This window comes from Erythrobacter sp. SN021, assembly GCF_021864455.1.
Map to the genome: position 1 here is coordinate 640,285 of NZ_JAKKUW010000001.1, position 26,068 is coordinate 666,352.

Sequence of the window (26,068 nt, forward strand, 5' to 3'; positions counted from 1 at the left end):
GCGCGCATGTGACGAGCGGTCCAAGCGCACACCCATTGTCGCATTTCTGCGCCGCGCGTCCGCGCGGCATACCATTTCCGAGGGGAAAATCATGAAGGCCCAGATCCTGGCCACCGTCGCATCCGCCGCACTTCTCGCGGGCTGCTCCGCCGCTTACGGAGAGGACATCGAAACCATGGCCGAAGCCAATACCGAGACAACCGCGATCCCGGCCGGAACCGGCTATTTCGCCGCCGACAGCACGCTGCCTTTCAAGACCCCCGATTTTTCGCAGATTTCGGAAGAGGATTACATTCCCGCCTTCGAACAGGGCATGGCTATCCAGAAGGCGGAAATCGCTGCGATCATCGACAATCCCGCCCCGCCGACCTTCGAAAACACCATTGTCGCGCTGGAAAAATCGGGCCGCATGCTTGGCCGCGTGGCGCGCGTGTTCTTCGCGCTGACCGGATCGAACACGACCGACCGGCTTGACGATATCAATACGGAAATCAGCCCCAAGCTGACCGCGCATGGGGATTCGATCACGCTCAATCCCGAACTCTTCGCGCGCGTGAAGGCGGTTTACGATAACCGCGCCGCGATGACGATGACGCGCGAGGACGCCAAGCTGCTTGAAGATACCTATAAGGGTATGGTGCATGCCGGGGCGCTACTGACCGAGGCCCAGCGCGAACGGGTGAAGGCGATCAATTCCGAACTGTCTACCGTGACCACCGAATTCAGCCAGCTCGCCCGCGCGGCGATGAACGACAATCCGGTGTTCTTCGACAGCCGCGAAGATCTCGCCGGTCTGTCGGACAGCGACATCCAGGCTGCGGCCGACCTCGCCGCCGAGAACGGCCAGCCGGGCAAATTCGCCATCGCGCTGCAGAACACCACGCAGCAGCCGCTGCTGCCGAGCATGGAGAACCGTGCGGCGCGCGAAAAGCTGTTCATGGCCAGCTATCACCGTGCCGACGGCCGCATGGATGTCGACACGCGCATGCTGATCGCCAAGATCGCCACGCTGCGCGCGGAAAAGGCCGCGCTGTTCGGCGAGGCCGACTGGGCAAGCTATGCCATGTGGGACCGCATGGCGGAAAAGCCTGCCACCGCGCTCGGCTTCATGGAACAGATGGTCCCCGCCCTCGCCGCGACGCAGCGCCGTGAAGCCGCGATGCTCAACGAAGCGATCGCCGCCGAGGGCGGCGATTACGAAGTGAAGCCGTGGGACTGGTACCGTTACGCCAACAAGATCAAGGCCGAACGCTACGATCTCGATGAAGATGCGGTGATGGAATATTTCGTGCTCGACAAGGTGCTCGAGGACGGCGTGTTCCACATGGCCGGAAAGCTCTACGGCCTGACCTTCCAGCGCCGCACCGACCTGCCGGTCTATCACCCCGACGTGTGGACCTATACCGTGTTCGACCGCGACGGCAGCGAACTCGGCCTGTTCTACTTCGACCCGTTCCAGCGCTCGTCGAAACGCGGCGGAGCGTGGATGAGCAATTTCGTCGACCAGAGCCATCTGTGGGGCACCAAGCCGGTGATCTACAACGTGCTCAACATCCCCAAGGCGCCGGAAGGCGAGGTGCAGCTCGTCAGCTTCGACTGGGTCAACACCACCTTCCACGAATTCGGCCATGCGCTGCACGGCTTCTTCGCCAACCAGAAGTATGAGAGCCTTTCCGGCACGGCGACCGCGCGCGACTTCGTCGAATATCCCAGCCAGGTCCACGAAATGTGGGCGACCTGGCCAAGCGTGCTGTCGAACTACGCCAAGCACTACAAGACCGGCGAAACCATTCCCGACGAAATGATCGCCAAGATCGAGGCGGCGGCCAAGTTCAATCAGGGTTACGATTTCGGCGAAGTCGTGGAAGCCGCCCTGCTCGACATGAAGTGGAGCGCGCTGTCGCCCGAAGAAGCCGCCGCGATCGACACGCCGGAGAAGGTCGATGCCTTCGAACGCCGCTCGCTCGAGGAACTCGGCCTCGAAATCGACCTGGTGCCACCGCGTTACCGCAGCACCTATTTCAACCACATCTTCAGTTCGCCGTCCGGCTATTCGGCGGGCTATTACAGCTATCTTTGGACCGAAATGCTCGACCGCGACAGCCGTCAGTGGTTCATCGAGAACGGCGGCCTGACCCGTGCGAATGGCGATCACTATCGCGCCACCGTGCTCAGTCAGGGCGGCACGATGGATTACTTCAAGATGTTCGAGAAGTTCGCCGGTCGCAAACCCGACGTAACCCCGATGCTGGCCGCGCGCGGCCTGATCGCGGGCGAAGAAGCTGCTGACAGCGAAGTGTCGGATGGTGCGCTACCGGCGGAGAATGCGCAGTAATCATCCAGTGACCAAAGCCCGTTGGCCCGGTTCGCCGATCCACCGGACAGGCACTTTCCAGACGCGCTCGATCGTATCGCGGTCGAGCGCGTCTTCGCATGCGCCGTCGGCGGCGATATGCCCCTGATCCAGCACGATCGCGCGATCGGCATGGTTCATCGCGTGGGCCAGATCGTGCAGTACCAGCACCACGCCGGCGCCACGTGCCGCGGCCTTGCGCAGATGGCGTAGCAGGGCGATCTGGTGACCGATGTCGAGCGCGGCGAGCGGTTCGTCGGCAAGGATCCATTGCGGTTCCCCCGCCAGCACGCGGGCGAGCAGGACGCGCGCGGTCTCGCCTCCCGAGAGCGATTGCGCACGGCGATGTGCCAAACGTTCGATGTCGAGCGCCCGGAGCGCTGAGTCGATCGGATCGGCCAGCCGGTCGCCATGCGGCATACGTCCCAGTTCGACGATACTGCGCACCGGAACATCCCATGCAATTTCATGCGACTGCGGCAGATATCCGACACATTTTGCCCGTTCGCGGGGCGGCATGTCGCGCAAGCCCTGCTCGCCAAGGGTGACGTCCCCGGCATCGGGTTGGAGCAATCCGGCCAGCGCTTCGAGCAGGCTGGATTTGCCCGCGCCGTTGGGGCCGCAAATCGCGGTGATGCTCCCCGGCGCCAGATCGAACGAGACGCCCGAAAGGCGGTCTGCAAGTGTCAGATCGCGTGCAGCCAGTCTCATGCCAGCCCCTTCCGCATACGCAGCAGCAAAAGCAGGAAGAAGGGCGCGCCCAGCAGGCTGAGCGCAATGCCAAGCCGCAGTTCGGTCACCAGCGGCAGGACCCGCACCACACTGTCGGCGACGAGGACCAGCAAGGCGCCCGCAAGCGCGCTCGGCACGATCAGTTGCGATGGACGCCGGTCGGTCAGCGGGCGGACGAGGTGCGGCACGATCAGTCCGACGAAGCCAATGATCCCGGCAACCGCCACGCTCGCGCCGACGGTCAGTCCGACACCCACGATCAGCAGCCACAGTAAGAGGCGCGTATCCACGCCGAGCGACCGCGCCACCGGCTCGCCCAACGTGAGCGCGTCGAGCGATTTCCCGCTGCGCCACAGGAGCGCTATTCCCAGCATGACCAGCGGTGCGGCGAGCCATACTTCCCGCCAGCTACGGTCGGTCAGCGCGCCATTGAGCCACATCACGATTTCGCTCATGGCGAAGGCATTGGGGGCCATGCTGATCGCCAGCGCGGTCAACGCCCCGGCCAGGCTCGCTACCATCAGCCCGGCGAGCGTGAACAGCGCGATCCCGCCGGTCCGCCCCGCTATCGCGGCCAGCAACGCCATTGCCCCGCCCGCCCCAACCAGCGCGAACAGCGGAAGAAGCCAGGGCGATGCGGCATAGCCGAACCACAGCGCCGCCACTGCGCCCAACGCCGCGCCCGGGGCAATGCCGAACAGGCCCGGATCGGCAAGCGGATTGCGCAGATAGCCCTGCATCGCCGCCCCGGCGGCCCCCAGCCCCGCACCGACGACGATGGCCAGCAAGGCGCGCGGCAGCCGCAATTCAGCCAGGATAATACTGGCGTTCGGGGTGCTCGCCGGATCGAGCCAGACGCGCCCCGCCAGCAGCGAAAGCGGAATGGCGAGGAGCAACAACCCCGCGAAGACGAGCGTCGCGCGATTCATGACGCTGCTTTCCTGATTTCGGTCAGCCGCCGCGCTGCGCGGATGATCGTCGGCCCACCGCAATAGAGCAGGCCGGTATGGAAACGCTCGCGGCGCAATTGCGGCAATTGATCCAGCACGGGATGGCGCTGGCCCATTTCTCCCCCGGCGACGAGCAGAACCTGTGGCGGCGCTGCCACCACATCCTCCAGCGCCACATAATCGGCCTGGGAAAGGCCACGCAACGGCGCCACGTTGTCCAGACCGGTGCGGGCCAGAAGATCGCTCACGAGCGTTTCTTCGCCCGCCACGATCCCGCCCGGTTGCCACAGCAGGACATCGACCCGCTCGTCGTCGCGCGGGCGGGCCTCGGCAAGCGCACGTTCGATCCGCGAGACCAACCGCTCTCCCGCATCGCGATTCCCGGCCAGTTCGGCCAGTTTGCGCACCTGCGCCTTGCTCGCCGATACGTCCCCGGCGATGCCGAGGGTCACCACCTCGATCCCAAGGTCCGCAAACGCGGCGTGGGTGGCAGGCGCGAGGAAGCTGCCCGCCACCACCACGTCCGGATCGAGCGCCAGGACTTCCTCGACCGTCCCCCCCGTTGCCGCGAAGCGCGCCGCAATCGCCGCCTCCATCGAGCTGGAGCGCGGGTCCTTGCTGTAATGGGAAATGGCCAGCAGCTGTCCGGGTTCAGCCACCTCGGCGAGGATCGCATCGGAGCACGGGTTGAGGCTCACGATGGTCGGTCGTCCACCGTCGGCGACCCGCGCCGGACCTTCGCCCGCGCAGGCCGCGAGCAGCAAGACCAGCGCGGGCAGCAGGCGTTTCACATCCGCGCCCTTACCCCGACGAACGCTCCGCGACCCGGCGAAGCATAGCCCGCAACCGTCTGGTAATCGCTGTCGAAGACGTTCTCGACCCTGCCGTATATCTCGACGGCTTCGGTCACCGGCAGGGCCGCGCGCAGGTCGAACACCTCGTATCCGTCGAGCCGGGCAAGGTTGCCCGCATCGTCGAAACTCGGCCCCACCAGCCGCAGGTCCGCGCCCAGGGTGAGCCCGAAAGGCGCTTCGTAATCGGCGAACAGCGTGCCCATATGCCGCGGACGCCGGGCGAGCCGAAGGCCGGTGGTGCGATCTTCCGTATCGACATAGCTATAGACAGCCGAAAGACGCAGCCCCCTCGCGATGTCGAAACCGGCCTCGGCCTCGATACCCTGGGCTCTTGCGCGGTCCGTGTTGTCATAGGTGCCGAAAGGCCGATCGGCGCAGATACCGCCGGTGATGCCGAAACAGGATACGAACCCGATCAGATCCTCGCTGTCTCGGCGAAAGGCGGTAAGTGCCAGGTGCGTACCTTTGCCCCTGCTGCCCTTTTCCAATCCGATATCGAGACTGGTACTTTCTTCGGGTTGTAGCTCCGTATTGCCGTAATTCGACAGCAACTGAAACAATGTCGGGGCCTTGAACCCTTCACCCAGGCTTGCCCGCAGGCGCCAGTCGCTGCCAAAGCCGTAGGAGACATCGGCCCCGTAGCTCGCATTGCTGCCGAACAGCGAATGATCGTCTACGCGCGATCCGATATGCGCCGCGAACCGGCCCATCACGAAGCCGAGCTGAACATAGGCGCCGAAGATATCCGCCTCACCATCGGGGCTCAAGCTGGCCGAATAGTCGGTCCATTCCTGTTCCGCGCCGAAGGCGACGGTGACCGGCCCGATGGCGCGGTATTCCCCGCGCAGGCTGAGCCTTTCGGAGCGACCGTCGGAGGCGAAAGTGGTCGCGCCGTCGGCATCGAGATTGTCGCGCTCGGTATCCGACAGACCGTAGGAGCCCCTCAGCGTGAGATCGTTGCCGTAATAGGAGAAACCCACATCGCCCCAGAGGCGGCGCGTTTCCTGCGTGTCGAGCGTGTCGGAAAACGCGAAGGTCGGCGGCGGGAAACCATCGAGATCGAGATCGCCCTCGCTCCAATTGGCATGGGCGAAGACTTCGAGATTGCTGGCCAGATCGACGAAGACCTGTCCGCCCAGGGCAAGCTGTTCGAAGCCGTCGCGCTCCGTACCCGATGCAGCGGTCGAAAAACCATCGGTGCGATACCACGATCCGGTCAGACCAGCGTAATATCCATCACCGCCGATCCCGCCTGCCGCGCTGGTGAACAGCGTGTCGCGCGAGCCATATTCCGCATTGCCCACGAAGCCGGTCTCGCCCCGCGTGGAGATATCGACAACCCCGCCAATGGCATCCGATCCCCAGATCGTGCTGTTGGACCCGCGCAGAATATCGAATTTGCCCGCTGTGCCGAGCAGGAGATTGCCGAAATCGAATCCGCCGCCGGGCGCGGCCGGATCGGCCACCCGGACGCCATCGACCAGTACCAGGACCTGCTGCGAATTCGCCCCGCGCAAATTGACCCCGGTAAAACCGCCATTTCCGCCATTGCGGCTGAACGATAGCCCAGGCGTGCGGCGCAAGACGCGGGTGGCATCGGCCCCCTGAACACTATCGATCTCTTCGCGGTCGATAATCGTCACGGCCTGCCCGGTATTGGCGATAGCGGTGCCCAGGCCGTTGGCGGTTACAGTAATCGTGGGCCGGACGGAATCCGCAAGGACGACGTCGGATTGGTCGACGGCACCGTCTTGCGCCTGAGCGGCCACGGAAATCGAGGAAACAGTCAAGAAAAAGAAGAATTTACGCACAAGAGCTCCCATCATAGACGAAGTGCCGTCCATGACGGGAAAGGGCGGAATTGCGCCTTTCCGCGTTTGCCACCGGTACACCCCGCCCGTGGCCGAACGACGGTCAAGGGCAGGTCTCCTGGCTCCCGGATCGACACTCTCCCGCCGCCTTCCCGCCCTTCGACTAGCTCAGGACAGTGGCATATGGCGGGATCGCTCCCCGGTCACAGTTGCGGGGGCAGCGAAGGATTTCCCGTTCCGCCTTACGGCGGCCTTGGGTCACCTTCTTCCCTCTTCGGGCCTGTGCAAACAGGCCAACCCGTGACTCGGCGGCCCGACTAGCCTGCGATTTTGCATTGCACAAGATCGGTCTTCGTTAAGCATTGCGGTGCTAAGGTGCCGAACAACCCGCATATATCGCCAGGCCCGAAGCCGGGGGCGATGGTCCCAAACCGGGATGGACCGCACGCGAAACTGTTGAATCGGCTGCAATTAGGCTATGTTACGGGGCTGATGAAAGGAAACGCTTTGACCGCACGCGAAAGGGAGGCCGGATCGGCAAGGCGCGCCAGCCGCGCGCCGTCCTCTCGCGTGTCTCGCCTCACCGAAAAGCGCCGCAAACGGCGCCAGTTGCTGGCGCGCGGCGGTATTCTGGCGGCGGCCATCGCCCTGCCCACAGTGGCCGCACAGGGTCAGTGGTCGGACTTCAAGCAGGCTCTGGGATTGGCCGAAGAACGTGTCGCGCTTACCCCGATGCCGTTCGAAACGGCGGGAGAAAGCTTCCCCGGATCCGCCTTCTACTATCTCGAGGATGCGCCGCGCCTCGCCACCGATCTTTCCGATCTGCGGGAGGCGGAGGGGCAACTCGAAACCGTCGAGTTCGCGGACAGTCACGGTGCGGGGGCAGCCGCGCAGGCCTTCCGCCAGGCCGGCAGCGGTCTCGACAAGGCCCGCGCGCTGCAATGCCTATCGATGGCGGTCTATTACGAAGCGGCAAGCGAAAGTTTCGGGGGCCAGCAGGCAGTGGCACAAGTGGTGCTCAACCGGGTTGCCCATCCGGCCTATCCAGCCAGCATATGCGGCGTGGTGTTTCAGGGGTCGGAGCGGACGACCGGGTGCCAGTTCAGCTTTACCTGCGACGGATCGCTGCAGCGCAAGCCTTCGCGCAGAGCCTGGGCGGTGGCGCAATCGATCGCGCTGGGTGCGCTGGCAGGCGAGGTTTACAAACCTGTGGGGCTCGCGACCCATTACCACACCGATTATGTAAACCCCTATTGGGCGGCCAGCCTCGATTTCATCGGCGCGATCGGCACCCACCGCTTCTATCGCTGGAAAGGCGGCGCGGGAACGGCGGGCGCCTTTACCGACACCTATGCCGGCAGCGAACCGCTGGCCGCGCCCAATGTGCGGCGCGCGCAGGCCGAAGTGCCCGGGCCGGTTCGCCCCTCCCCGCCCTCGAACGCCGCAATCGCCCTCGATGCGCGGCCCGCCGCCACACCCGTAGACGCGGCTACCACGCCTTCGGAGCGCGAGGACACGCTGCCGCAATCGGGGCGCGTGCGCGATGAATACGCCAATTCGGGCAAATGGATCGCCGAACCCGGCAAGAAGTGACATTCTGCGGGGGGAGGGTAAACGGCGTTTACACTCGGACAACCATGTCGCGGAACCGATGCTTAGTGTCGGCCAGCTAGGACACTGCAGTCAGCCCAGTCGCTTCACGAGGTCAGAGGCAATGCCCCTACATTTCGCCGCCGCCCGTTCCACCGCACACTCGCCGATTGCCCGCGCGCTGGCCAAAAAGGCGCATGCGCGCGCTGCCAATGACAATGGCGACATCGCCCATATCCTGGCACGCAAATCGAACTTCGACCATATGATGCGAGCCGCGCTGCGGCATTTCGCCGAACACGGGCTGGGAGCGGCCGAGGCTGCGCGCCAGCAGGCGGAACAGGCGTATTCCGACGGCGACCGCGAAGCCTATGACTGGTGGCTGGGCGTATGCCGCACACTCGACCGGCGGCTAGCCAGGCAATTGGAAGATAGGATCGCGATCGAGACCCTGCTGGCACGCTGATCCCCGGCGTTGCCTTGCCCGTCCGCATTCCGGGCGGCCACGCGGCAATCGCGCCTTCGGCCGGTTTCCACACGATCGAGCCCTGCCGACCGACGCGGCAGGAACCTTGCCGGACACCAAGCGTCAAGACAGGAAGCACTGCCAGAACTCCGCCCTTATTGCAATTGCGAACTATTTGCAAAGATAGTTCGCAACCTATACTTATTGCTGGTTGCAATCCCGTCCTCACGAGCCTAGGCCGCACTCGCAATCGACCGGGTGCCGTGCTTCCTTTGCGGGACACATGAAGCGCGGCCCCAATTACGGTCCGGGCATCATCATTGTCCCGCACGGCAGGAACAAGGACGCTACCCTCCATGGCACGCAAGAAGATCGCCCTCATCGGCTCCGGTATGATCGGAGGCACCCTCGCCCACCTCGCGGCGAAGAAGGAAATGGGCGACATCGTCCTGTTCGACATCGCCGAAGGCATGCCGCAGGGTAAGGCGCTCGATCTGTCGCAATGCGGCCCGATCGAAGGCTTTGACGCCAAGATCACCGGCTCGAACGACTATGCCGACATTGCCGGTGCCGACGTGGTCATCGTTACCGCCGGCGTGCCCCGCAAGCCCGGCATGAGCCGCGACGACCTGCTCGGCATCAACCTCAAGGTGATGAAGGCGGTCGGCGAAGGCATCAAGAACAACTGCCCCGACGCTTTCGTGATCTGCATCACCAATCCGCTCGACGCGATGGTGTGGGCGCTGCGCGAATTCAGCGGCCTGCCGCACAACAAGGTCGTCGGCATGGCCGGCGTGCTCGACAGCGCGCGCTTCGCGACGTTCCTCGCCTGGGAATTCGGCTGCTCGGTGAAGGACGTGAACGCCTTCGTCTTGGGCGGTCACGGCGATACCATGGTCCCCGTCCTGTCCTACTCGACGATCAACGGCATTCCAGTGAAGGACATGGCCAAGATCAAGGGCGTGTCCGAAGATCGCCTGGATGAAATCGTCAAGCGCACCCGCGCTGGCGGCGGCGAGATCGTGAAGCTGCTCGGCAACGGCTCGGCCTATTACGCCCCCGCCACCAGCGCGATCGCAATGGCCGAAGCCTATCTCGGCGACCAGAAGCGCATCCTGCCGTGTGCGAGTTACGTCGAAGGCAAATATGGCCTCGACGGCCTCTATGTCGGCGTCCCCACCGTGCTCGGCGCGGGCGGCACCGAGGAAGTGGTGGAGATCGAGCTGTCGGACGAGGAAAAGAGCAATCTCAAGGTCTCGACCGACGCGGTCGAGGAACTGCTCGAGGCGTGCAAAGGGCTTGACGAAAGCTTGAAGTAAACCCGTCACCCCAGCGAAAGCTGGGGTCGCGCGCCGCGAGGTGCGACCCAACCGACAGCGATCCCAGCTTTCGCTGGGATGACGAAAGGACAAAGATGAGCATCCTCGTAAACAAAGACACCAAGGTCATCACCCAGGGGATGACCGGCGATACCGGCACCTTCCACACGCAGCAGGCGCTGGCCTATGGCACGCAGATGGTCGCGGGCGTCACCCCCGGCAAGGGCGGCACCACGCATATCGATCTGCCGGTCTACAACACCGTGTCCGAAGCCAAGGCCGCGACCGGCGCGACCGCATCGTGCATCTATGTTCCGCCGCCGTTTGCTGCGGATTCGATCCTCGAGGCGATTGATGCCGAAATGGAACTGATCGTCGCGATCACCGAAGGCATCCCCGTGCTCGACATGGTCCGCGTGAAGCGCGCGCTGCAGGGCTCGAAATCGCGCCTGATCGGCCCGAACTGCCCGGGCGTGCTGACGCCCGGCGAGTGCAAGATCGGCATCATGCCCGGCAGCATCTTCAAGAAGGGCAGTGTCGGCGTGGTCTCGCGCTCGGGCACGCTGACTTATGAAGCCGTCCACCAGACCACCATGGTCGGCCTCGGCCAGACCACGGCTGTCGGCATCGGCGGCGATCCGGTCAACGGCACCAATTTCATCGACGTGCTCGACCTCTTCCTCGACGATGAGGAAACCAAGTCGATCATCATGATCGGCGAGATCGGCGGCAGCGCCGAGGAAGAAGCCGCCGAATTCATCAAGCAGGAAGCCGCCAAGGGCCGCAGCAAGCCCATGGTCGGCTTCATCGCAGGCCGCACGGCGCCTCCGGGCCGCCGCATGGGTCATGCCGGCGCCATCGTGTCGGGCGGCCAAGGCGGCGCTGACGACAAGATCGCAGCAATGGAAGCTGCGGGCATCCGCGTTTCGCCCTCGCCTAGCGAACTTGGCACCACGCTCGATGCGATGCTGAAGGAACTCGCCTGATCCGCTTTGCGGAACGGTTTATTCCTCCCCGGGAGCCTTCCGCACCGCCGATGCATTGGCAATAGTAAACCGACACCAAAGTCGGTGCGAAAGGGACCCGATGGGTAACGAAAGCCACGATTTCCTGCCCGAGATGGGCGATCAGGAAGGCCCGCAACAAGGCCCCAGCTGGGGCAACCCGCGCTGGCTGGCCGAAGTGGTCGACAGCGGGGCGGATCTGACGGCCGCGCTCGATCCCACGCAGATGCGCGCTGCGGTTAAGCAGGCGGCCGAAAAGGCTGGCAAGGCGACTGACCCAAAGGCGATCGAGCAGGCGGCGGATGATTCGATCCGCGCCATGCTGCTCGTGCGGCTCTATCGCGTGCGCGGCCATCTGGCGGCCAATCTCGACCCGCTCGGCCTCTCCAATCGCGATGTCCCCGAAGACCTGACGCTCGAATGGCATGGTTTCGCCGGACAGGAAGACAGGGAAGTCTTCGTCGGCGGCATCTTTGGCTATGAATGGGTGGCGGTGGGCGAGCTCTACCGGGCGCTGCGCGCGACCTATTGCGGCAATGTCGGCCTCGAGTACATGCACATTTCGGACACGGAGGAACGGCGGTTCCTCCAGGACAAGTTCGAAACGCCCGAAGACACGATCCAGTTCACCGACGAAGGCAAGAAGGCCATCCTCGCAGCGGTTATTCGCGGCGAGCAGTATGAAGCCTTTCTCGGCAAGAAATATGTCGGCACCAAGCGGTTCGGCCTCGATGGCGGCGAATCGATGATCCCCGCGCTGGAGGCGGTGATCAAATATGGCGGCCAATTGGGCGTGCGTGAGATCATCTACGGCATGGCCCACCGCGGCCGGCTGAACGTGCTCGCCAACGTGATGGGCAAGCCCTACAAGGTCATCTTCCACGAATTCTCCGGCGGGAGCGCCAATCCCGACGATGTCGGCGGCTCGGGCGATGTAAAATACCACCTCGGCACCAGCACCGACCGCGAATTCGACGGCATCAATGTGCATATGTCGCTGGTCCCCAACCCCAGCCACCTCGAGGCGGTGAACCCGGTCGTGCTCGGTAAGTCCCGCGCACAACAGGCGATCCGCGACGACCTCAAGCAGCACGAGCAGGTTCTGCCCGTCCTTCTCCACGGCGATGCGGCCTTTGCCGGTCAGGGTATCGTGTGGGAATGCCTCGGCTTCTCCGGCGTGCGCGGCTACAACACCGGCGGCTGCCTGCATTTCGTCATTAATAACCAAATCGGTTTTACGACAAGCCCGCAATTCGCCAGATCGTCACCCTACCCCAGCGATGTGGCCAAAGGCGTCCAGGCGCCGATCCTGCACGTCAATGGCGACGATCCCGAAGCGGTGACCTTCGCCTGCAAGCTGGCGATCGAATATCGTCAAACCTTCGGCCGCGATATCGTGATCGACATGTGGTGCTATCGCCGCTTCGGCCACAATGAGGGCGACGAGCCGAAATTCACCCAGCCGCTAATGTATGACGAGATCCGCCAGCACCCCAAGGTCAGCGGGATCTACACCGCCCGTCTCGAAGAAGAGGGCGTGATCGAGAAGGGCTATGCCGACGGTCTGATATCCGAATTCACCGACCATCTCGAACAGGAATTCGCTGCCGCCAAGGACTACAAGCCCGACCAGGCCGACTGGTTCGGAGGTCGCTGGGCAGGGATGAACAAACCGGCCGATCCGGAAACCGCACGCCGCAACGTGGAAACGGCGATCGGGAAAAAGCTGTTCGATAGTCTTGGCCGGACGCTGACGACGGTTCCCGACGATCTCACGATACACAAGACGCTGGGCCGCGTGCTCAAGGCCAAGAGCGACATGTTCGACAGCGGCACCGGCTTCGACTGGGCCACGGCGGAAGCGCTCGCTTTCGGCAGCCTGGTAACCGAAGGCTTCGGCGTGCGCCTGTCTGGCCAGGATTCGGGCCGCGGCACGTTCAGTCAGCGTCATGCCGTCTGGGTCGACCAGAAGGATGAGCGCAAATACATTCCGCTGACCACGCTGCCGCACGGCAAGTTCGAGGTCTATGACAGCCCGCTGTCGGAATATGGCGTGCTCGGCTTCGAATACGGCTTCGCGATGGCCGATCCGAAGAGCCTGGTAATGTGGGAAGCCCAGTTCGGCGATTTCGCCAATGGCGCGCAGATCATGATCGACCAGTTTATCGCCGCAGGCGAAGTGAAGTGGCTGCGCGCAAACGGCCTCGTGCTGCTGCTGCCGCATGGCTATGAAGGCCAGGGTCCCGAGCACAGCTCAGCCCGCCTCGAACGCTTCCTGCAACTCTGCGCGAACGACAATATCCAGGTGCTCAACATCACCACGCCGGCGAACTACTTCCACGTTCTCCGCCGCCAGATGCTGCGCAGCTTCCGCAAGCCGATGGTCATCATGACCCCCAAATCGCTACTGCGCCATCCGCTGGCGAAGTCCGATGCGGAAGAGTTCATGGGCGATCATCACTTCATGCGCATCAAGTCCGATATGACGGAGATCGACGACAAGAAGGTCAGGCGCCTCGTGCTGTGCAGCGGCAAGGTTGCCTACGATCTGATGCAGCGCCGCGACGAAGCCGGTCTGGACGATGTCTCGGTGGTCCGGATCGAACAGCTCTACCCCTTCCCCGGCGAGCCGCTGGCCGTGCGCCTCGAACGCATGACCAATCTCGAAACCGTGGTCTGGTGCCAGGAGGAACCGAAGAATAACGGCGCCTGGTTCTTCGTCGACCGCCTGATCGAGGAATCGCTTACCGCTGCGGGCAAGGACGGCATGCGCCCATGCTATGCCGGCCGCGAAGTTGCCGCCTCACCCGCCACGGGTTATGCCAGCCGCCACCAGGTACAGCAGGAAGCCCTCGTCAACATCGCGCTCGGACTGAATGGCGGTGATACGCCCAAGGTCCGCAGCGACTGCAACTGATCCCATAAGGCCGAAGGAACCCATAACATGGCCACCGAAGTCAAAGTCCCCACGCTGGGTGAATCGGTCACCGAAGCAACTGTCGGCGAACTGCTCAAGAATGTCGGCGACGCGGTCGCGGCGGACGAGCCGATCATCAGCCTCGAGACCGACAAGGTCGCGGTGGAGGCCCCCTCCCCCGTTGCCGGTGTCATCACCGAGTTCAAAGTGGCCGTGGGTGACACGGTCGAGGTCGATTCGGTCATCGCCGTGATCGAGGAAGGTGCGGCTGCGGCGAAGTCCTCCGGCGGCGAAGCCCCTAAAGCCGAGGTAGCCGAAGCGGGCGTCGAGAAGGCCGCTCCGGCGCAGGCCAAGGCCGCAACCGGCGGCGATGCCGCACAGACGCTGTCGCCTGCCGTGCGCCGTGCCGTTCTGGAGCACGGGGTCGATCCCTCGACCATCAAGGGCACCGGTAAGGACGGCCGCCTGACCAAGGAAGACGTCATCGCCGCAGCGAAGAATAAGGGCGCTTCGGGTGACGCCGCTCCCGCTCCTGCCGCAGCCCCGGCCTCGACCGGCGGCGAGCGCCGCGAGGAACGCGTCAAGATGACGCGCATGCGCCAGACTATCGCCAAGCGATTGAAGGGTGCGCAGGACAATGCGGCGCTGCTGACCACCTTCAACGATGTCGACATGTCGGCCGTCATGGAAGCGCGCGGCAAGTATAAGGACATGTTCGCCAAGAAGCACGACATTCGCCTCGGCTTCATGGGCTTCTTCGCCAAGGCCGCCTGCCTTGCGCTGAAGGACGTGCCCGCGGTCAACGCCTATATCGAGGGCGACGAGATCGTCTATCACGACTATGTCGACATCTCGGTTGCCGTGTCGGCGCCCAACGGCCTCGTGGTCCCCGTCATTCGCGACGCGCAGGACAAGGGTTTTGCCCGCATCGAGAAGGACATCGCCGATTTCGGCAAGCGCGCCAAGGAAGGCACGCTGACGATGGAAGACATGAAGGGCGGTACCTTCACCATCTCCAACGGCGGCGTGTTCGGGTCGCTGATGTCGACCCCGATCATCAACCCGCCGCAAAGCGCTGTCCTCGGCCTCCACCGGATCGAGGACCGTCCGGTAGTGGTGAACGGCGAAATCGTCATCCGCCCGATGATGTATATCGCCCTGTCCTACGACCACCGCCTGATCGACGGCCGCGAGGCCGTGACCGCACTGAAAATCATCAAGGAAGCGATCGAAGATCCGACCCGAATGCTGATCGACCTCTGAGGAGCGCGAGCATGAAGAAGCTGGTTATCTGCACCGCTGCCCTCGTGGCCCTGACGGGCTGCGACGTCGCTACCGAAGTCGCCGGCGATGCGATCGCCGGAGAAATCCGCACGCGCTACATCGAGCAGTGCCAGGGGATTGCCGAAAGCGCCGGCATAGCTGCGGAGCGTGTCGACGCCGCGTGCGAATGCAGCGCGGACAATTTCAAGGAAGACTTTGCCGCCGATGGCCAGTTGGACATCAATCGCGAGCGGATGGAAGAAGTCTTGAGAATCTGTATCCAGGACGACACGCAAGTCGTTCCTGCGGAGGGATAAAATGGCTGAATACGACTACGACGTCCTCGTTATCGGTGCTGGCCCGGGTGGCTATGTTGCCGCGATCCGTGCCGCGCAGCTGGGGCTGAAGACAGCCTGCGCCGAAAGCCGCGAGACGCTGGGCGGGACCTGCCTCAATGTCGGCTGCATTCCGTCGAAGGCGATGCTGCATGCAAGCGAGTTCTACGACGCTGCTGCCAATGGCGCGATGGCCGCGATGGGCATCGAAACCAGCCCGAAGCTTAATCTCGACACCATGCACGCCCAGCGCCGCGATGCGGTGAAGGGCCTTACCGGCGGCATCGAGTTCCTGTTCAAGAAGAACAAGGTCGACTGGAAGAAGGGCCACGCCACCTTCCAGGACGCGCATACGGTCAAGGTCGGTGACGAGACGGTTACGGCGAAGAATATCATCATCGCTACCGGCTCCTCGGTCACCCCGCTGCCGGGTGTCGAGGTCGATAACGACAAGCATGTGGTGGTCGATTCCACCGGTGCGCTCGAACTGCCCAAGGTGCCCAAGAAAATGGTCGTCATCGGTGGCGGCGTGATCGGGCTCGAACTCGGCTCGGTCTGGAACCGGCTCGGCGCCGAGGTTATCGTGGTCGAATTCCTCGACAAGTTGCTGCCCGGCATGGACGACGACGTGCGCAAGGAAGCAGCCAAGATTTTCAAGAAGCAGGGCATGGAACTGCGCCTGTCGACCAAGGTCACCGGCTGCACCGTCAAGGGCAAAAAGGCGACGCTGACGCTCGAACCTTCCGCTGGCGGCGATGAAGAAACGCTCGAGGCCGATTGCGTGCTCGTCTCGATCGGCCGCCGTCCGAACACCGAAGGCCTCGGTCTCGACACCATCGGGCTTGAGGTCAACAAACGCGGCCAGATCGAAACCGATCACGATTTCCGCACCGCGGTCGACGGTGTGTGGGCCATTGGCGACGTGGTGCCCGGCCCCATGCTCGCCCACAAGGCCGAAGATGAAGGCATTGCCTGTGCGGAGAACATCGCGGGCCAAACCGGCATCGTGAACCACGATGTCATCCCCGGCGTGGTGTATACCTGGCCCGAATTCGCCGGTGTCGGCCTGACGCAGGAAGAAGCCATCGAGAAAATGGGCGGCGACAAGACCAAGGTGAAAATCGGCAAATTCCCGATGATGGCCAATAGCCGCGCCAAGACCAATCACGAACCCGACGGCTTCGTGAAGATCATCGCCGAAGCCGAAAGCGACCGCGTGCTGGGCGTCTGGGCCATCGCCAGCGTGGCCGGCACGATGATCGCACAGGCCGCGCAGGCGATGGAGTTCGGCGCGACCAGCGAAGACATAGCCTACACCTGCCACGCCCACCCGACGCATTCCGAGGCCATCAAGGAAGCGGCGATGGCGGTCCAGGGCAAACCGATCCACATCTGACGGGATGGTAGCCATAATCGCAGGCCTGGCTCGTAGGGCGCTTTGAATGGAAGGGCGCGGGACAGCGGTTCTCGCGCTCGCCACCCCTGTGCTGGCTGGCATCGCCTATCTGACGATGCTCGGCGCGCCGAACGATTACTGGATCACCAATGCCGCGGCGCTTGTCCTGGCCGTGGCGGCCATTCTGCTGACGCCTTCACTCTCTGGAGGACGAGCGCGCCACACCGTCACGCTGCTTTTGATCGCCCTCCTTTTCCTACCGCTTGTGACCGGGCCTTACGTCAATGGCATCGCGCGATGGCTTCCGCTCGGCCCGTTCGCTGTGCATAGCGGGGCGCTGGCGCTGCCCCCGCTTGTGGTCCTGGCCGCGCGCGACGAGGATTTTGCGCCGTCCATCCTACTCGCTGCTCTGCTCGCTGCCTCGCTCCAGCCCGACGCGGCGACAGGCCTTGCGGTCATGCTGGCGGCTGTCGGACTTTATAATGCGACCGGCGACTGGCGGCTCGTCCCCGTTGCTGGGATCGCTCTCCTTGCCAGCATGGTGGCGGGGCTTCGAGGCGAACTGCCCGCTCAACCCTTCGTCGAGCGCATCCTGATCCACCTCGCGATCGACACGCCGCTGGCCGCCTTCGGCCTCGTCATCGCCCTGCTGGTGAGTTTCTTCCTCCTAGCCTACGCAATTCCCGCCCCCAAACCGGTCCGACACGCCTTGGCGGGCGCCCTGTTCGGCTTCTCGCTTGCCGCGTTGGTATCGAATTATCCGACAATTCTGGTCGGCTATGGCGCCGCGCCGATTCTCGGTTTCGGTCTGGCCATCGGACTGGCGATTACAGGTAGGCCGCGTCGGGCGACAAACGGACCCACAAGCTAGCGATCGATTGACTGTTCGGGAGGCGACGGCCTTCGTCGCCCCCCTCGTCCATCATACTTCGTCGGGATAAACCGGCGCGATATCGACCGGAATATCCGACATGGCGGCGAAGCGCGAGGCCGCCGCATCGTCGAGCACGGCATAGCGATCGAAAAAGGCCTTGGTGCCCGCGTAATCGCCGGTCGCCTGCAACATGAGCTGGGCGTTGAGCAGGTCGCGTATGCCTGCTTCCATCCTGTCGTAATCGACCGTGTAGCGCTGGCGCGCCTCGTCCCAGGCGAAGGCTCCTTTCTGCTTCAGGTAGCCGTATTGCAGCTTGGCGCCCCTGCCATGCGCGCTTTCGGTGCCGAAGCGCATCGAGCGGAACAGGCCGGTGAAATAGGTCGAGAAAAGCTGCGGCTTTTCCGCTGCGGGGATCTCGCCTTTTTCCATCATCAGCAGGATGTTCCAGATGCCCATGACGTCGGCCTTGGACTCCTCCAGCGCCGAATACTGATCCCTGAGTTCTTCATTGACCGTGGTCTGGCGCCCGTCGACAGTGATCGTGCCCGGCCCGAGGCTGTGCGACAGCTCATGAAACAGCGTGTTCGCTTCCATGTATTTCTTCATCACCAGACCGGATTGCGCATCGGTCAAAACGATTTCGGCCATGGGCGCCAGGATGCGGTCGTATTTCGCGCCCAGGACATTGGCGAGAATGACCTTCTTGGCCCCCTTGGCCTCGCGCACCCGCTCGTCATTGGGCAGGTTGAAGGCGATGGTTTGCGTGCCCGGCACGTTGTCGCCCCCGCCATGGACCTGATCCGCCACCGCGATCGGGCTTTCGAAGCCGCGCTGGAAATTCTTGTGCTGATCCGGGATGGGGAGGTTTTCCTCCATCGTGCGCAGATAGTTCTTGTACTTCGCCAGCGCCGCGCTTTCCGCCGGGTTGCGCAGTGTGACGAAGCTCTCGAAAGCGGTCTTGGTGCCATAGAGGCGGTCGGTATAGACTTCGTAGGGGCCGATCGCGATTTCGATCGGCGTTCCCTCCAGGTCCATCCACGCCATTTCGCTTGCGAAGTAATCGTCGGTCAGGAAGCTTGCCGCACGCAGCGAGAGGAAGCGCTTGAGGCTGGGATTGGAGGTCCGCTGCGCGGCCTGTTCGAGCAGCCGCGCCGCCGGTACCAGCCATTGGCGATAGGCCTGCGAATAGGGCAAGGCGACGAAGCCGTCCGCGCTGCGCCGGACGACCGTATAGGGGCTGGTGAGTGCCTCGCGCTGACCGGGATTGGCTGCGAGATACGCATCGAATTCCTCGCGCGTCAGGTCTACCGGGTAGAAACCGGCTCCTTCCGGCATCGGCTCAGCGCCCCAGAAGGGATGCAATTCGGCGACCTCGTCCCAAGGGCCGAAATTGCGATTGAACATGGCCAGCAGAAGATCGCGATCGGCGCTGCGGTTCCGCGAAATCGCCTCGCGCATTTGCGGCAGATCCGCCCCGCGCTGACGCAGATAGATCTCGTCCATATAGCCGCTGGCTTCGATCAGCAGATTTACCACGTCGCGCTCTTCCTGCGTCAGGAAGGACGTATCGGGATCCATCTCGATGACCGCCAGCTTGGCGTATTGCGCGCCCAGATCGTATCTCTCGGCCGTGGCGGCCGGAGGCGGCACAGCGGTCGAGACGACCTGCGTTTGCGTGGCAGCGGGGGTGCAGGCGGCACTGGCCAGCAGCAGGGGCAGTAGGGCGCGGCGCATCGATAGTCCTCCGGTATTCTGGTTCTGGCTAAACGCCATGCGTCGGCGATGTGTCCGGCGCAAGTGCGTGATTGACCCTGCACCGTGCTTGTCCGACAACGCGCGCACGAGGTGGAGACGTGCATGACCTATCCCAAGCTGACCAAAAAACCAGGCGCAATCGAAACGGCCGCCGCCATCAGCCGGGGCGAGATGTCGCCGCTGGAAGCGGTCGATGCCGCGATTGCCCGGATCGAGCATCAGGACGCGCATATCAACGCGGTGGCCGTGACCGATTTCGACCGCGCGCGCGAAACCGCACGGGCCATGACGGGCCAGTCCACCAGTTCCGACCAACCGCTGTTCGGCGTGCCGATGACGATCAAGGAAAGCTTCGACATCGCAGGTCTGCCGACCTGCTGGGGTCACGAGGAATACGCCGACAAAATCGCCTCGCGGGATGCCAAGGTCGTCAGCCAGCTCAAAGCGGCCGGAGCGATCTTTCTGGGCAAGACCAATGTCCCGCCGGATCTGGCCGACTGGCAATCGAACAATCCGGTCTATGGTCGCACCAACAATCCGCACGATCACGAACGCTCGCCCGGCGGGTCCTCCGGCGGAGCGGCGGCAGCGGTCGCGAGCGGGATGGTGCCGTGCGAATACGGCACCGATATCGGGGGCTCTGTCCGCGTGCCGGCGCATTTCTGCGGTGTATGGGGACACAAGGCCAGCTGGGGCCTGGTCTCCAAGCATGGTCACGATCACCCACTGATGGCAGGCCGGGATTCCCATGATGGCGCGCTGTCGATTGCGGGACCGCTGGCGCGCAATGCCGCCGACCTTCGGCTGCTGATCGAACTGACCCGGACCATCCCCCTATCTGAACGCAACAAACCGCTCGCGGATTGCCGCATACTGGTGATGCTGGACCATCCCTCTTGCCCGACCGACGATGCGGTGCGCGGACCGCTCGAGGCGGTCGCCGCCGAACTCACACGGGCGGGGGTCGCGATCGACCGGGCGAGCGAACTTCTGCCCGACCTCCAGGCTCAGCAAGCCGACTATATGCGCATGCTCAATGTCGCCATGGCGCGCGGGATGCCAGGTCCCAACGGCAAACGTGCCAGCGCGACCGATTGGTTCGACATGCTGGATACGCAGACGCGCAACGCAAACGCTTGGGCAGAGCTGTTCGAGACATACGACTTTGTGCTCGCCCCGCCCGCCCCCGTGCTCGCCATACCGCACCGCGAGGGGCGCGTTTTCGACGGGACGGTCACGATCAACGGCACCGAACAGCCCGGTGGGAGCGTGCTGTGCTGGGCGGGCCTCGCGACCTACCCCAACCTTCCCGCAACCGTCTTGCCTGTGGGCGAAACAGATGGCCTGCCTTGCGGCATGCAGGTCATCTCGCGCAGATGGGCGGATCTCGATTGCATCGCCGCGGCGGAGGCGATCGGCACGATCCTCCACGGCTAGGGAGCCACGACGGCAATGGGCAATCAGAGCGTGATGCAGCGCTTCGCCAAATGGCATATATGGCTGGGATGGCTGGTGGGTTTCCCCATCTTGATGTGGACGGTGACCGGTCTCGTGATGGTGATCAAGCCGATCGAGGAAGTGCGCGGCAACCATTTGCGCAAGGAAGTGCCCGAACGCGCCCTGCCCGCCGACACGCAAATCGCCGTCTCGCTACCGGCCGAAAGCACCAAGCCTGTCCGCTCGGTCACGACGCAGGTAGAAAGCGACGAGACCATCACGCGGATCGCCTATATGGACGGCACCATTGCCCGTTTTCGCCCCGATGGCAGTACAATGGGGCCGCTATCCGATGTCGAGGCACGGCTGATCGTGGCGGCAGGGATCGAGGGTGGTGACAAGGTCGCACGAACCGAACGCTTCGAGGCCGCCAATGTCCCGTTCGACTTCCGCCGCCCGGTGCCGGTCTGGCAGGTCGTGCTGGAAGACGGGACCCATGTCTATGTCGGCACCGAGACAGGACGGATCGAAGCGGTGCGCACGCGCTGGTGGAGAGTTTTCGATATCGCCTGGGGACTGCACATCATGGATCTGCAAACGCGTGAAGACACCAGCCACCCGATCCTGATCCTGTTTGCCATCCTGTCTGTCATCGGTGCGATGTTCGGCTCCATCCTGATGTTTCGCCGCCGCAAGGCGCGCGTCGGAGGGGCCACATGAACGCTGCCGTGCTCACCCCCTTGCTGGACTGGCTGGACCTGGCCGGAGTGGCCATCTTCGCGCTGACCGGCGCCTTGGTCGCCGCAAAAGAACGCCAGACCTTCGTCACGCTGGCCTTTTTCGCACTGTTGACGGGTGTCGGTGGCGGGACGGTGCGCGATCTGCTCATCGGTGCGCCGGTCTTCTGGATCCACGATGCCTGGGTAGCCGGGGTGTGTCTGGCGATCGCGCTGTTCGCCTGGTTCACGCCCACCCGGTGGTGGGAAGGTCGTCTTCTCTCGATCGCCGATGGCCTCGGTCTCGCCGCTTACGCCGTGCTGGGCGCAGCCAAAGCGCTCGAATACGGCCTACCACCAATTCCAGCGGCGCTGATGGGCGTCATCACCGGCTGCGTCGGCGGGATCATTCGTGATGTTCTGGCCGGCCGACCGTCGATCCTCATGCGGCCCGAACTGTATGTGACTGCGGCGGCGCTTTCCGCCTCGGTTACCGTGATCGGGGATTGGGCCGGGATCATCCGCGAGTGGGTCTGGGTCGCAGCGACGGGAGCAGGTTTCGGCCTGCGCCTCGCTGCTATCCAATGGAACCTGGCGCTTCCCGCCTACAAGCGGGATTAGGTCCCCGCCCCCTGATAGCCGGTGCCGAATTCGATATCGGCATCGACTTGTCCATCGTCCTCGCCAGGCAAAGGGCCACCGGGATAGGAAGGCTGGACGGTGCCCGTGCGGGCGCGCGCGGCAGCATAGACATCGTCGCCATACTGGCGGTCCGCGCCTTCAGCACGCGCGGAATAATCGAAATCGCCCGCCTCTCTGCCATCCCATGCATCGCTGCGATAACCCGAGCCACCGCGCCCATAATCGATCGCCTCGATCCGGCCATCTTCTCCGATCGAGCAGGTAAAGTCTTGGCCATCGAACAGCGTGCCGGTAACGCTCCACCCGCGTGCATTGCGATCGACTCGATCGACCGTCTCGACCCGCGCATCGCGCTCGATCTCGTCCACGCACATCGTCACCGCGCGGTCGATCCCGCGCCCGTCATTATAGCGGTAATCGCCCCGACGTGGCTGCGGATAGCGTGTCTCGCGGCGGGGATAGCGATCGCGCGACTTCTCGGCAGCGCTGGCGATGGCGGCAATACCGCCGATGATCAAAACTCCAGCGAGAATATCGCCCGCGCCAATGCCGCGATGGCGGTGGTGCCGATAGTGTCGATAGCGACGGTGCTTGGCAGCCGTATCGTCGCCAGGCGCCCATGCGGGCGCGACGTGGACAGTCGACGGCACGCCTGGCCCAGGCAGGTCGGCGGCCTGAACCGGAGCGGTGGTCAGGGAAAGCACTGCGAGCATGGCTGGTGCGGCTAAGAGCGATTGCTTGGACGGCATGGTCCGTTACCCCGTTTGGCGCCCCCACCAAGGCGCATGATTGACATTCCGATAAGCATAGGCGGTCCAGGCTAAATACTGCCTGAACCGCCCATGGTGCTCGGGTAACGCCGAACTTAAAGCCCCCGAATACCGCGGAAATCGACCCCGGCGACGCGCCCCCGCTCGATATAGCAGGTGAACTTGCCCCGATCGCGATCGCGATAATCGCGGTCATAGCGGCCCCGGCGATCGTAATTGCTGCGATAGTAGCCACGCTCTCCTTCGACCACGATCCGGCCCCTGACTCGCCAGCCATAGCGCGTGTCGTCCACATCGCGGATGTCCGTCACCTGGGCGTAGCGGTAGCCACTACGCCGCGCATCGCGCTGAGCGGCCCGGACGCAGCGGTTGACTGCCTTGCGCGGATTGCCGCGGCGCGCGTAGGCGTGGCGGCGGTAGTCACGGCCATCGCGATAATAGCGCCCGTCACGATAATAGCGGCCATCACGGTAATAATCGCGATCCTTGCTGGCCGCACTTGCGACGGCGGCGATACCGCCGATGATAACGGCACCGGCAATCACGTCGCCAACAGAAATACCATCATCGTCACGGTCGCCTGCATGGGCGGGGGTAGCTCCAGCCAGCGCCATCGCGCCGACGGCAGCCGTTGCGATCCCACCCTTCGCGAACGTCTTGGTGAACAGTTTCATTTCGAGGTCCTCCTCATCGGGGCCAGGGCGGGAGTGCCTTGGCTGTGAGAAGCGTTCTAGGTGAGTCGCCGTGAGGTCACGCTGAACTTGGGTTACAGGAAGCATTCAGTTTAACCGGGACTTTTCTGAACGTCTATTCCCCAAGGCTTTCAAGCACATCGCGCGTGAAACCGGCGATATCGAAGCGGTGCCCGGCGGCATCTTCGCCCCGCCGGACGATGACCGTATTCAGGCTCGAGACGATCACGATGAACTGCCCGCGATTCCCCATGGCCGCGAATGTATCGGAAGGCACGCCCTCGGACTTGTTGAGCAGCCAGAAGCCCGCTCCATACCCGAAAGCGCCGTCGGGCTGGGGGCCGGAAGGGGACGAAACATACTTCGCCCAACCTTCGGGCAGGACACGCTCACCCGACGGTAAAACCCCATCATCGAGATAAAGCTGGCCAAGCTTTGCCAAGTCGCGCGCGGTGGACCAGACCTGACTCGAAAGAATGTAATCGCCGCGCCAGTCGGTCTCCGCGACGGTATCGCGCATGTCCAACTGCGCGAAGAATTGCGCTGGCGGATGTTCCTCGAGAGCTTCCTCGATCGCCTTGATCGCGGCGAGCGTGTCGTTGTTGGCGTAGCGGAAGACTTGGCCCGGCTCATGGACCAAGGGCCAGTGCAGTGCCGTCTCCGCTACCGTCGAGCCGCCGTAATAGAGAGGATTGGTACGGTTGCCCGGCGTGTCCGAATAACGGCCCGAAGCCATCCGCAGAAGATGATCGATCGTGATCCCTGTGCGCCGATCGTTCAAACCGAGACCAAGCCCCGCCCGATTCGCCACGTCGGCCTGCCCTCGCTGTACCGCGGCGCCGACAAGGGTCGCGGCGATGCTTTTGGCGACCGACCAAGTACGCTGGGGTACCGCAGGCCCGAAATCGGTTGCATAGACCTCGCCCAGCACTTGTCCATCGCGCATCGCCAGCACGGCGGTCGTACGCGTGCCTTCCCCGTAAGTGGAGCCGAAAGCCTTGGCGAAGCTCGCCGAAAGTGTCGTGCCCGGGGCGAGAAGAGCTGCACGGTCACGCTGGAGCGCGGGGCGTTTCGTGACAATCGGCAAGGGAGCGCCGCCAATGGGAAGCTGCGAGCACCCTCTGCGCGAATTATGCACCGCCATGCGCGGGAGAGCGTCGTCGGTCCATTCCACCGAGACGCTATGAAGCTCCCCAGAGCCATCGCGGTGGATCCGGTAGGGAAGGTCATCGATGATGCTGTTCAGCGGCGCCTGGATGCCGGTTAGTTCCCATGCCTCGACGCTTTCGGGCGTCCGCGTCGCTCCGTTGCGTTCGGCATTGGCAATCGCGCTGCACAGGAACAGCGCCTTGTAACCTGCCGCGAGAGCACGGTCGTAGCGCACTTCGATTTCGTCTTGCGTGGTCGATTGCGCGGCGAGCGGGACGGAGGCGAGCAGCGCTGCGGCTGCCAAGGTATGTCTGATCATCCGCGCCTTGTGGCACGGCTTCTCCCACGCGCAAAACAAAAGGGCCGGAAGGTCTCCCTCCCGGCCCCGCTTGTCTGGTTATGGTATCGCTTACGCTTCTTCCATGTCCTCGTCGTTCATGACGGGACCCGAATCCTGGCCCTTGGCGTCTTCGTCGCGGTCGACCAGTTCGATAACGGCCATCTGGGCGGCGTCGCTGGCGCGATAACCGGCCTTGATCACGCGGGTATAGCCGCCTTCACGGTCGGCATAACGTTCGGCCAGCACGTCGAACAGCTTCTTGAGCTGGGTTTCGTCCTGCAGGCGGCTCATGGCGAGGCGACGGTTCGACAGGCCGCCACGCTTGGCCAGCGTGATCAGCTTCTCGAGGTACGGACGCATTTCCTTCGCCTTGGGCAGCGTGGTCATGATCTGCTCGTGCTTGATCAGCGCGGCAGCCATGTTGCGGAACATCGCGTTGCGGTGGCCGGTCTTGCGCTGAAGCTTACGGCCGGAAATCTTGTGACGCATTGTATCTTGTCCTTCGTTCGTAAGGGGCCCGTTTCAGGTAGCCCAATTCTGGTCGATTGATGTTCGACCGGGAACCTCTCTCCCATCTCGGGAGAGAAAGCGAGACTTGGCAGGTTGCTGCCTAGTCGCAGCAGAGGGGGCATGCGGAGCCGCACCCCCTCTCCAACTTCGCCTAGCGAGCAAGCTCGCAAGACTGCGTATCCTCTCCCACCCG

22 protein-coding genes and 1 riboswitch are annotated in these 26,068 nt (G+C 63.6%); of the genes, 13 read left to right on the forward strand and 9 right to left on the reverse strand.

Going from position 1 to position 26,068, the window contains the following annotated elements:
* Positions 1-175 precede the first annotated feature (175 nt).
* Complete coding sequence (locus tag L5849_RS03090; RefSeq protein ID WP_370459126.1) at positions 176-2,335, forward strand: M3 family metallopeptidase; 2,160 nt, start codon at positions 176-178, stop codon at positions 2,333-2,335.
* Here L5849_RS03090 and L5849_RS03095 read toward each other — a convergent pair whose 3' ends face one another.
* Genes L5849_RS03095 through L5849_RS03110 form a run of 4 tightly spaced genes read right to left on the reverse strand, consistent with a single transcriptional unit; the run spans position 2,336 to position 6,700 of the window.
* Positions 2,336-3,064: an ABC transporter ATP-binding protein gene (locus L5849_RS03095; RefSeq protein WP_236924390.1), complete on the reverse strand. Its 729-nt coding sequence runs from the start codon at positions 3,062-3,064 to the stop codon at positions 2,336-2,338.
* Positions 3,061-4,014 (reverse strand): iron ABC transporter permease, encoded by a 954-nt coding sequence (locus L5849_RS03100; protein WP_236924391.1) that lies wholly within the window; start codon positions 4,012-4,014, stop codon positions 3,061-3,063. Before L5849_RS03100 ends, L5849_RS03095 begins: the two co-directional genes overlap by 4 nt.
* A complete protein-coding gene (locus L5849_RS03105) occupies positions 4,011-4,826 on the reverse strand; it encodes a helical backbone metal receptor (protein ID WP_236924392.1) in 816 nt (271 codons plus the stop codon). Before L5849_RS03105 ends, L5849_RS03100 begins: the two co-directional genes overlap by 4 nt.
* A complete protein-coding gene (locus L5849_RS03110; RefSeq protein WP_236924393.1) occupies positions 4,823-6,700 on the reverse strand; it encodes a TonB-dependent receptor domain-containing protein in 1,878 nt (625 codons plus the stop codon). Before L5849_RS03110 ends, L5849_RS03105 begins: the two co-directional genes overlap by 4 nt.
* 90 nt (positions 6,701-6,790) lie before the next feature.
* Positions 6,791-7,017, reverse strand: a riboswitch (cobalamin riboswitch).
* 190 nt (positions 7,018-7,207) lie between these two features.
* On the opposite strand from L5849_RS03110, the gene L5849_RS03115 reads away from it, so the two are divergent.
* The 9 genes from L5849_RS03115 (at position 7,208) to L5849_RS03155 (ending at position 17,861) form a co-directional block, all read left to right on the forward strand.
* A complete protein-coding gene (locus tag L5849_RS03115) occupies positions 7,208-8,293 on the forward strand; it encodes a cell wall hydrolase (RefSeq protein ID WP_236924394.1) in 1,086 nt (361 codons plus the stop codon).
* Between the two features lie 121 nt (positions 8,294-8,414).
* Positions 8,415-8,756: a hypothetical protein gene (locus tag L5849_RS03120; RefSeq protein WP_115417077.1), complete on the forward strand. Its 342-nt coding sequence runs from the start codon at positions 8,415-8,417 to the stop codon at positions 8,754-8,756.
* Between the two features lie 356 nt (positions 8,757-9,112).
* Positions 9,113-10,075: a malate dehydrogenase gene (mdh, locus tag L5849_RS03125; RefSeq protein WP_236924395.1), complete on the forward strand. Its 963-nt coding sequence runs from the start codon at positions 9,113-9,115 to the stop codon at positions 10,073-10,075.
* 95 nt (positions 10,076-10,170) lie between these two features.
* The gene (sucD, locus tag L5849_RS03130; protein ID WP_236924396.1) at positions 10,171-11,061 is read left to right on the forward strand and encodes a succinate--CoA ligase subunit alpha; all 891 of its coding nucleotides are present in this window, start codon (positions 10,171-10,173) and stop codon (positions 11,059-11,061) included.
* Between the two features lie 100 nt (positions 11,062-11,161).
* Complete coding sequence (locus L5849_RS03135; protein ID WP_236924397.1) at positions 11,162-13,996, forward strand: 2-oxoglutarate dehydrogenase E1 component; 2,835 nt, start codon at positions 11,162-11,164, stop codon at positions 13,994-13,996.
* Positions 13,997-14,023: 27 nt separating this feature from the next.
* On the forward strand, positions 14,024-15,259 hold the full coding sequence (odhB, locus tag L5849_RS03140; RefSeq protein ID WP_236924398.1) for a 2-oxoglutarate dehydrogenase complex dihydrolipoyllysine-residue succinyltransferase: 1,236 nt from the start codon (positions 14,024-14,026) through the stop codon (positions 15,257-15,259).
* Between the two features lie 11 nt (positions 15,260-15,270).
* Positions 15,271-15,576 carry a hypothetical protein gene (locus L5849_RS03145; RefSeq protein ID WP_236924399.1) on the forward strand — a complete coding sequence of 102 codons (306 nt, stop codon included), beginning with the start codon at positions 15,271-15,273 and terminating at the stop codon, positions 15,574-15,576.
* Between the two features lies 1 nt (position 15,577).
* Positions 15,578-16,990, forward strand: coding sequence for a dihydrolipoyl dehydrogenase (gene lpdA, locus L5849_RS03150; protein ID WP_236924400.1), 1,413 nt, complete (start codon positions 15,578-15,580; stop codon positions 16,988-16,990).
* Between the two features lie 46 nt (positions 16,991-17,036).
* Entirely contained in the window at positions 17,037-17,861 is an 825-nt protein-coding gene (locus L5849_RS03155) for a hypothetical protein (RefSeq protein WP_236924401.1), read from the forward strand.
* Positions 17,862-17,912: 51 nt separating this feature from the next.
* On the opposite strand, the gene L5849_RS03160 is transcribed toward L5849_RS03155, so the two are convergent.
* Positions 17,913-19,598 (reverse strand): hypothetical protein, encoded by a 1,686-nt coding sequence (locus L5849_RS03160; protein ID WP_236924402.1) that lies wholly within the window; start codon positions 19,596-19,598, stop codon positions 17,913-17,915.
* Between the two features lie 123 nt (positions 19,599-19,721).
* Between L5849_RS03160 and L5849_RS03165 the strand changes: the two genes are divergently transcribed.
* The 3 genes from L5849_RS03165 to L5849_RS03175 are packed head-to-tail and all read left to right on the forward strand — an operon-like array spanning position 19,722 to position 22,393.
* Positions 19,722-21,056 (forward strand): amidase family protein, encoded by a 1,335-nt coding sequence (locus tag L5849_RS03165; protein WP_236924403.1) that lies wholly within the window; start codon positions 19,722-19,724, stop codon positions 21,054-21,056.
* 15 nt (positions 21,057-21,071) lie between these two features.
* Positions 21,072-21,776, forward strand: a complete 705-nt coding sequence (locus L5849_RS03170) for a PepSY domain-containing protein (protein ID WP_115417085.1) — start codon at positions 21,072-21,074, stop codon at positions 21,774-21,776.
* Complete coding sequence (locus tag L5849_RS03175; RefSeq protein WP_115417086.1) at positions 21,773-22,393, forward strand: trimeric intracellular cation channel family protein; 621 nt, start codon at positions 21,773-21,775, stop codon at positions 22,391-22,393. The genes L5849_RS03170 and L5849_RS03175 overlap by 4 nt, the downstream gene beginning before the upstream one ends.
* Here L5849_RS03175 and L5849_RS03180 read toward each other — a convergent pair.
* The 4 genes from L5849_RS03180 to rplQ form a co-directional block, all read right to left on the reverse strand.
* Positions 22,390-23,163, reverse strand: coding sequence for a hypothetical protein (locus tag L5849_RS03180; RefSeq protein ID WP_236924404.1), 774 nt, complete (start codon positions 23,161-23,163; stop codon positions 22,390-22,392). The two genes, L5849_RS03175 and L5849_RS03180, sit on opposite strands and share 4 nt — an antisense overlap.
* Positions 23,164-23,279: 116 nt before the next feature.
* Complete coding sequence (locus L5849_RS03185; protein ID WP_236924405.1) at positions 23,280-23,858, reverse strand: hypothetical protein; 579 nt, start codon at positions 23,856-23,858, stop codon at positions 23,280-23,282.
* A gap of 133 nt (positions 23,859-23,991) precedes the next feature.
* The gene (locus tag L5849_RS03190) at positions 23,992-25,344 is read right to left on the reverse strand and encodes a serine hydrolase (RefSeq protein WP_236924406.1); all 1,353 of its coding nucleotides are present in this window, start codon (positions 25,342-25,344) and stop codon (positions 23,992-23,994) included.
* Between the two features lie 90 nt (positions 25,345-25,434).
* Positions 25,435-25,854 carry a 50S ribosomal protein L17 gene (gene rplQ, locus L5849_RS03195; protein ID WP_115417089.1) on the reverse strand — a complete coding sequence of 140 codons (420 nt, stop codon included), beginning with the start codon at positions 25,852-25,854 and terminating at the stop codon, positions 25,435-25,437.
* Between the last annotated feature and the right edge of the window lie 214 nt (positions 25,855-26,068).

Bases quoted from the DNA above. Each gene is read 5' to 3' on its own strand.
- rplQ (WP_115417089.1), bottom strand. From the start codon at position 25,854: ATGCGTCACAAGATTTCCGGCCGTAAGCTTCAGCGCAAGACCGGCCAC.
- L5849_RS03135 (WP_236924397.1), top strand. From the start codon at position 11,162: ATGGGTAACGAAAGCCACGATTTCCTGCCCGAGATGGGCGATCAGGAA.
- L5849_RS03175 (WP_115417086.1), top strand. From the start codon at position 21,773: ATGAACGCTGCCGTGCTCACCCCCTTGCTGGACTGGCTGGACCTGGCC.
- L5849_RS03165 (WP_236924403.1), top strand. From the start codon at position 19,722: ATGACCTATCCCAAGCTGACCAAAAAACCAGGCGCAATCGAAACGGCC.
- L5849_RS03185 (WP_236924405.1), bottom strand. From the start codon at position 23,858: ATGAAACTGTTCACCAAGACGTTCGCGAAGGGTGGGATCGCAACGGCT.
- L5849_RS03170 (WP_115417085.1), top strand. From the start codon at position 21,072: ATGGGCAATCAGAGCGTGATGCAGCGCTTCGCCAAATGGCATATATGG.
- L5849_RS03120 (WP_115417077.1), top strand. From the start codon at position 8,415: ATGCCCCTACATTTCGCCGCCGCCCGTTCCACCGCACACTCGCCGATT.
- lpdA (WP_236924400.1), top strand. From the start codon at position 15,578: ATGGCTGAATACGACTACGACGTCCTCGTTATCGGTGCTGGCCCGGGT.
- sucD (WP_236924396.1), top strand. From the start codon at position 10,171: ATGAGCATCCTCGTAAACAAAGACACCAAGGTCATCACCCAGGGGATG.
- odhB (WP_236924398.1), top strand. From the start codon at position 14,024: ATGGCCACCGAAGTCAAAGTCCCCACGCTGGGTGAATCGGTCACCGAA.
- L5849_RS03160 (WP_236924402.1), bottom strand. From the start codon at position 19,598: ATGCGCCGCGCCCTACTGCCCCTGCTGCTGGCCAGTGCCGCCTGCACC.
- L5849_RS03090 (WP_370459126.1), top strand. From the start codon at position 176: ATGGCCGAAGCCAATACCGAGACAACCGCGATCCCGGCCGGAACCGGC.
- L5849_RS03190 (WP_236924406.1), bottom strand. From the start codon at position 25,344: ATGATCAGACATACCTTGGCAGCCGCAGCGCTGCTCGCCTCCGTCCCG.
- mdh (WP_236924395.1), top strand. From the start codon at position 9,113: ATGGCACGCAAGAAGATCGCCCTCATCGGCTCCGGTATGATCGGAGGC.
- L5849_RS03145 (WP_236924399.1), top strand. From the start codon at position 15,271: ATGAAGAAGCTGGTTATCTGCACCGCTGCCCTCGTGGCCCTGACGGGC.
- L5849_RS03180 (WP_236924404.1), bottom strand. From the start codon at position 23,163: ATGCCGTCCAAGCAATCGCTCTTAGCCGCACCAGCCATGCTCGCAGTG.
- L5849_RS03095 (WP_236924390.1), bottom strand. From the start codon at position 3,064: ATGAGACTGGCTGCACGCGATCTGACACTTGCAGACCGCCTTTCGGGC.
- L5849_RS03155 (WP_236924401.1), top strand. From the start codon at position 17,037: ATGGAAGGGCGCGGGACAGCGGTTCTCGCGCTCGCCACCCCTGTGCTG.
- L5849_RS03100 (WP_236924391.1), bottom strand. From the start codon at position 4,014: ATGAATCGCGCGACGCTCGTCTTCGCGGGGTTGTTGCTCCTCGCCATT.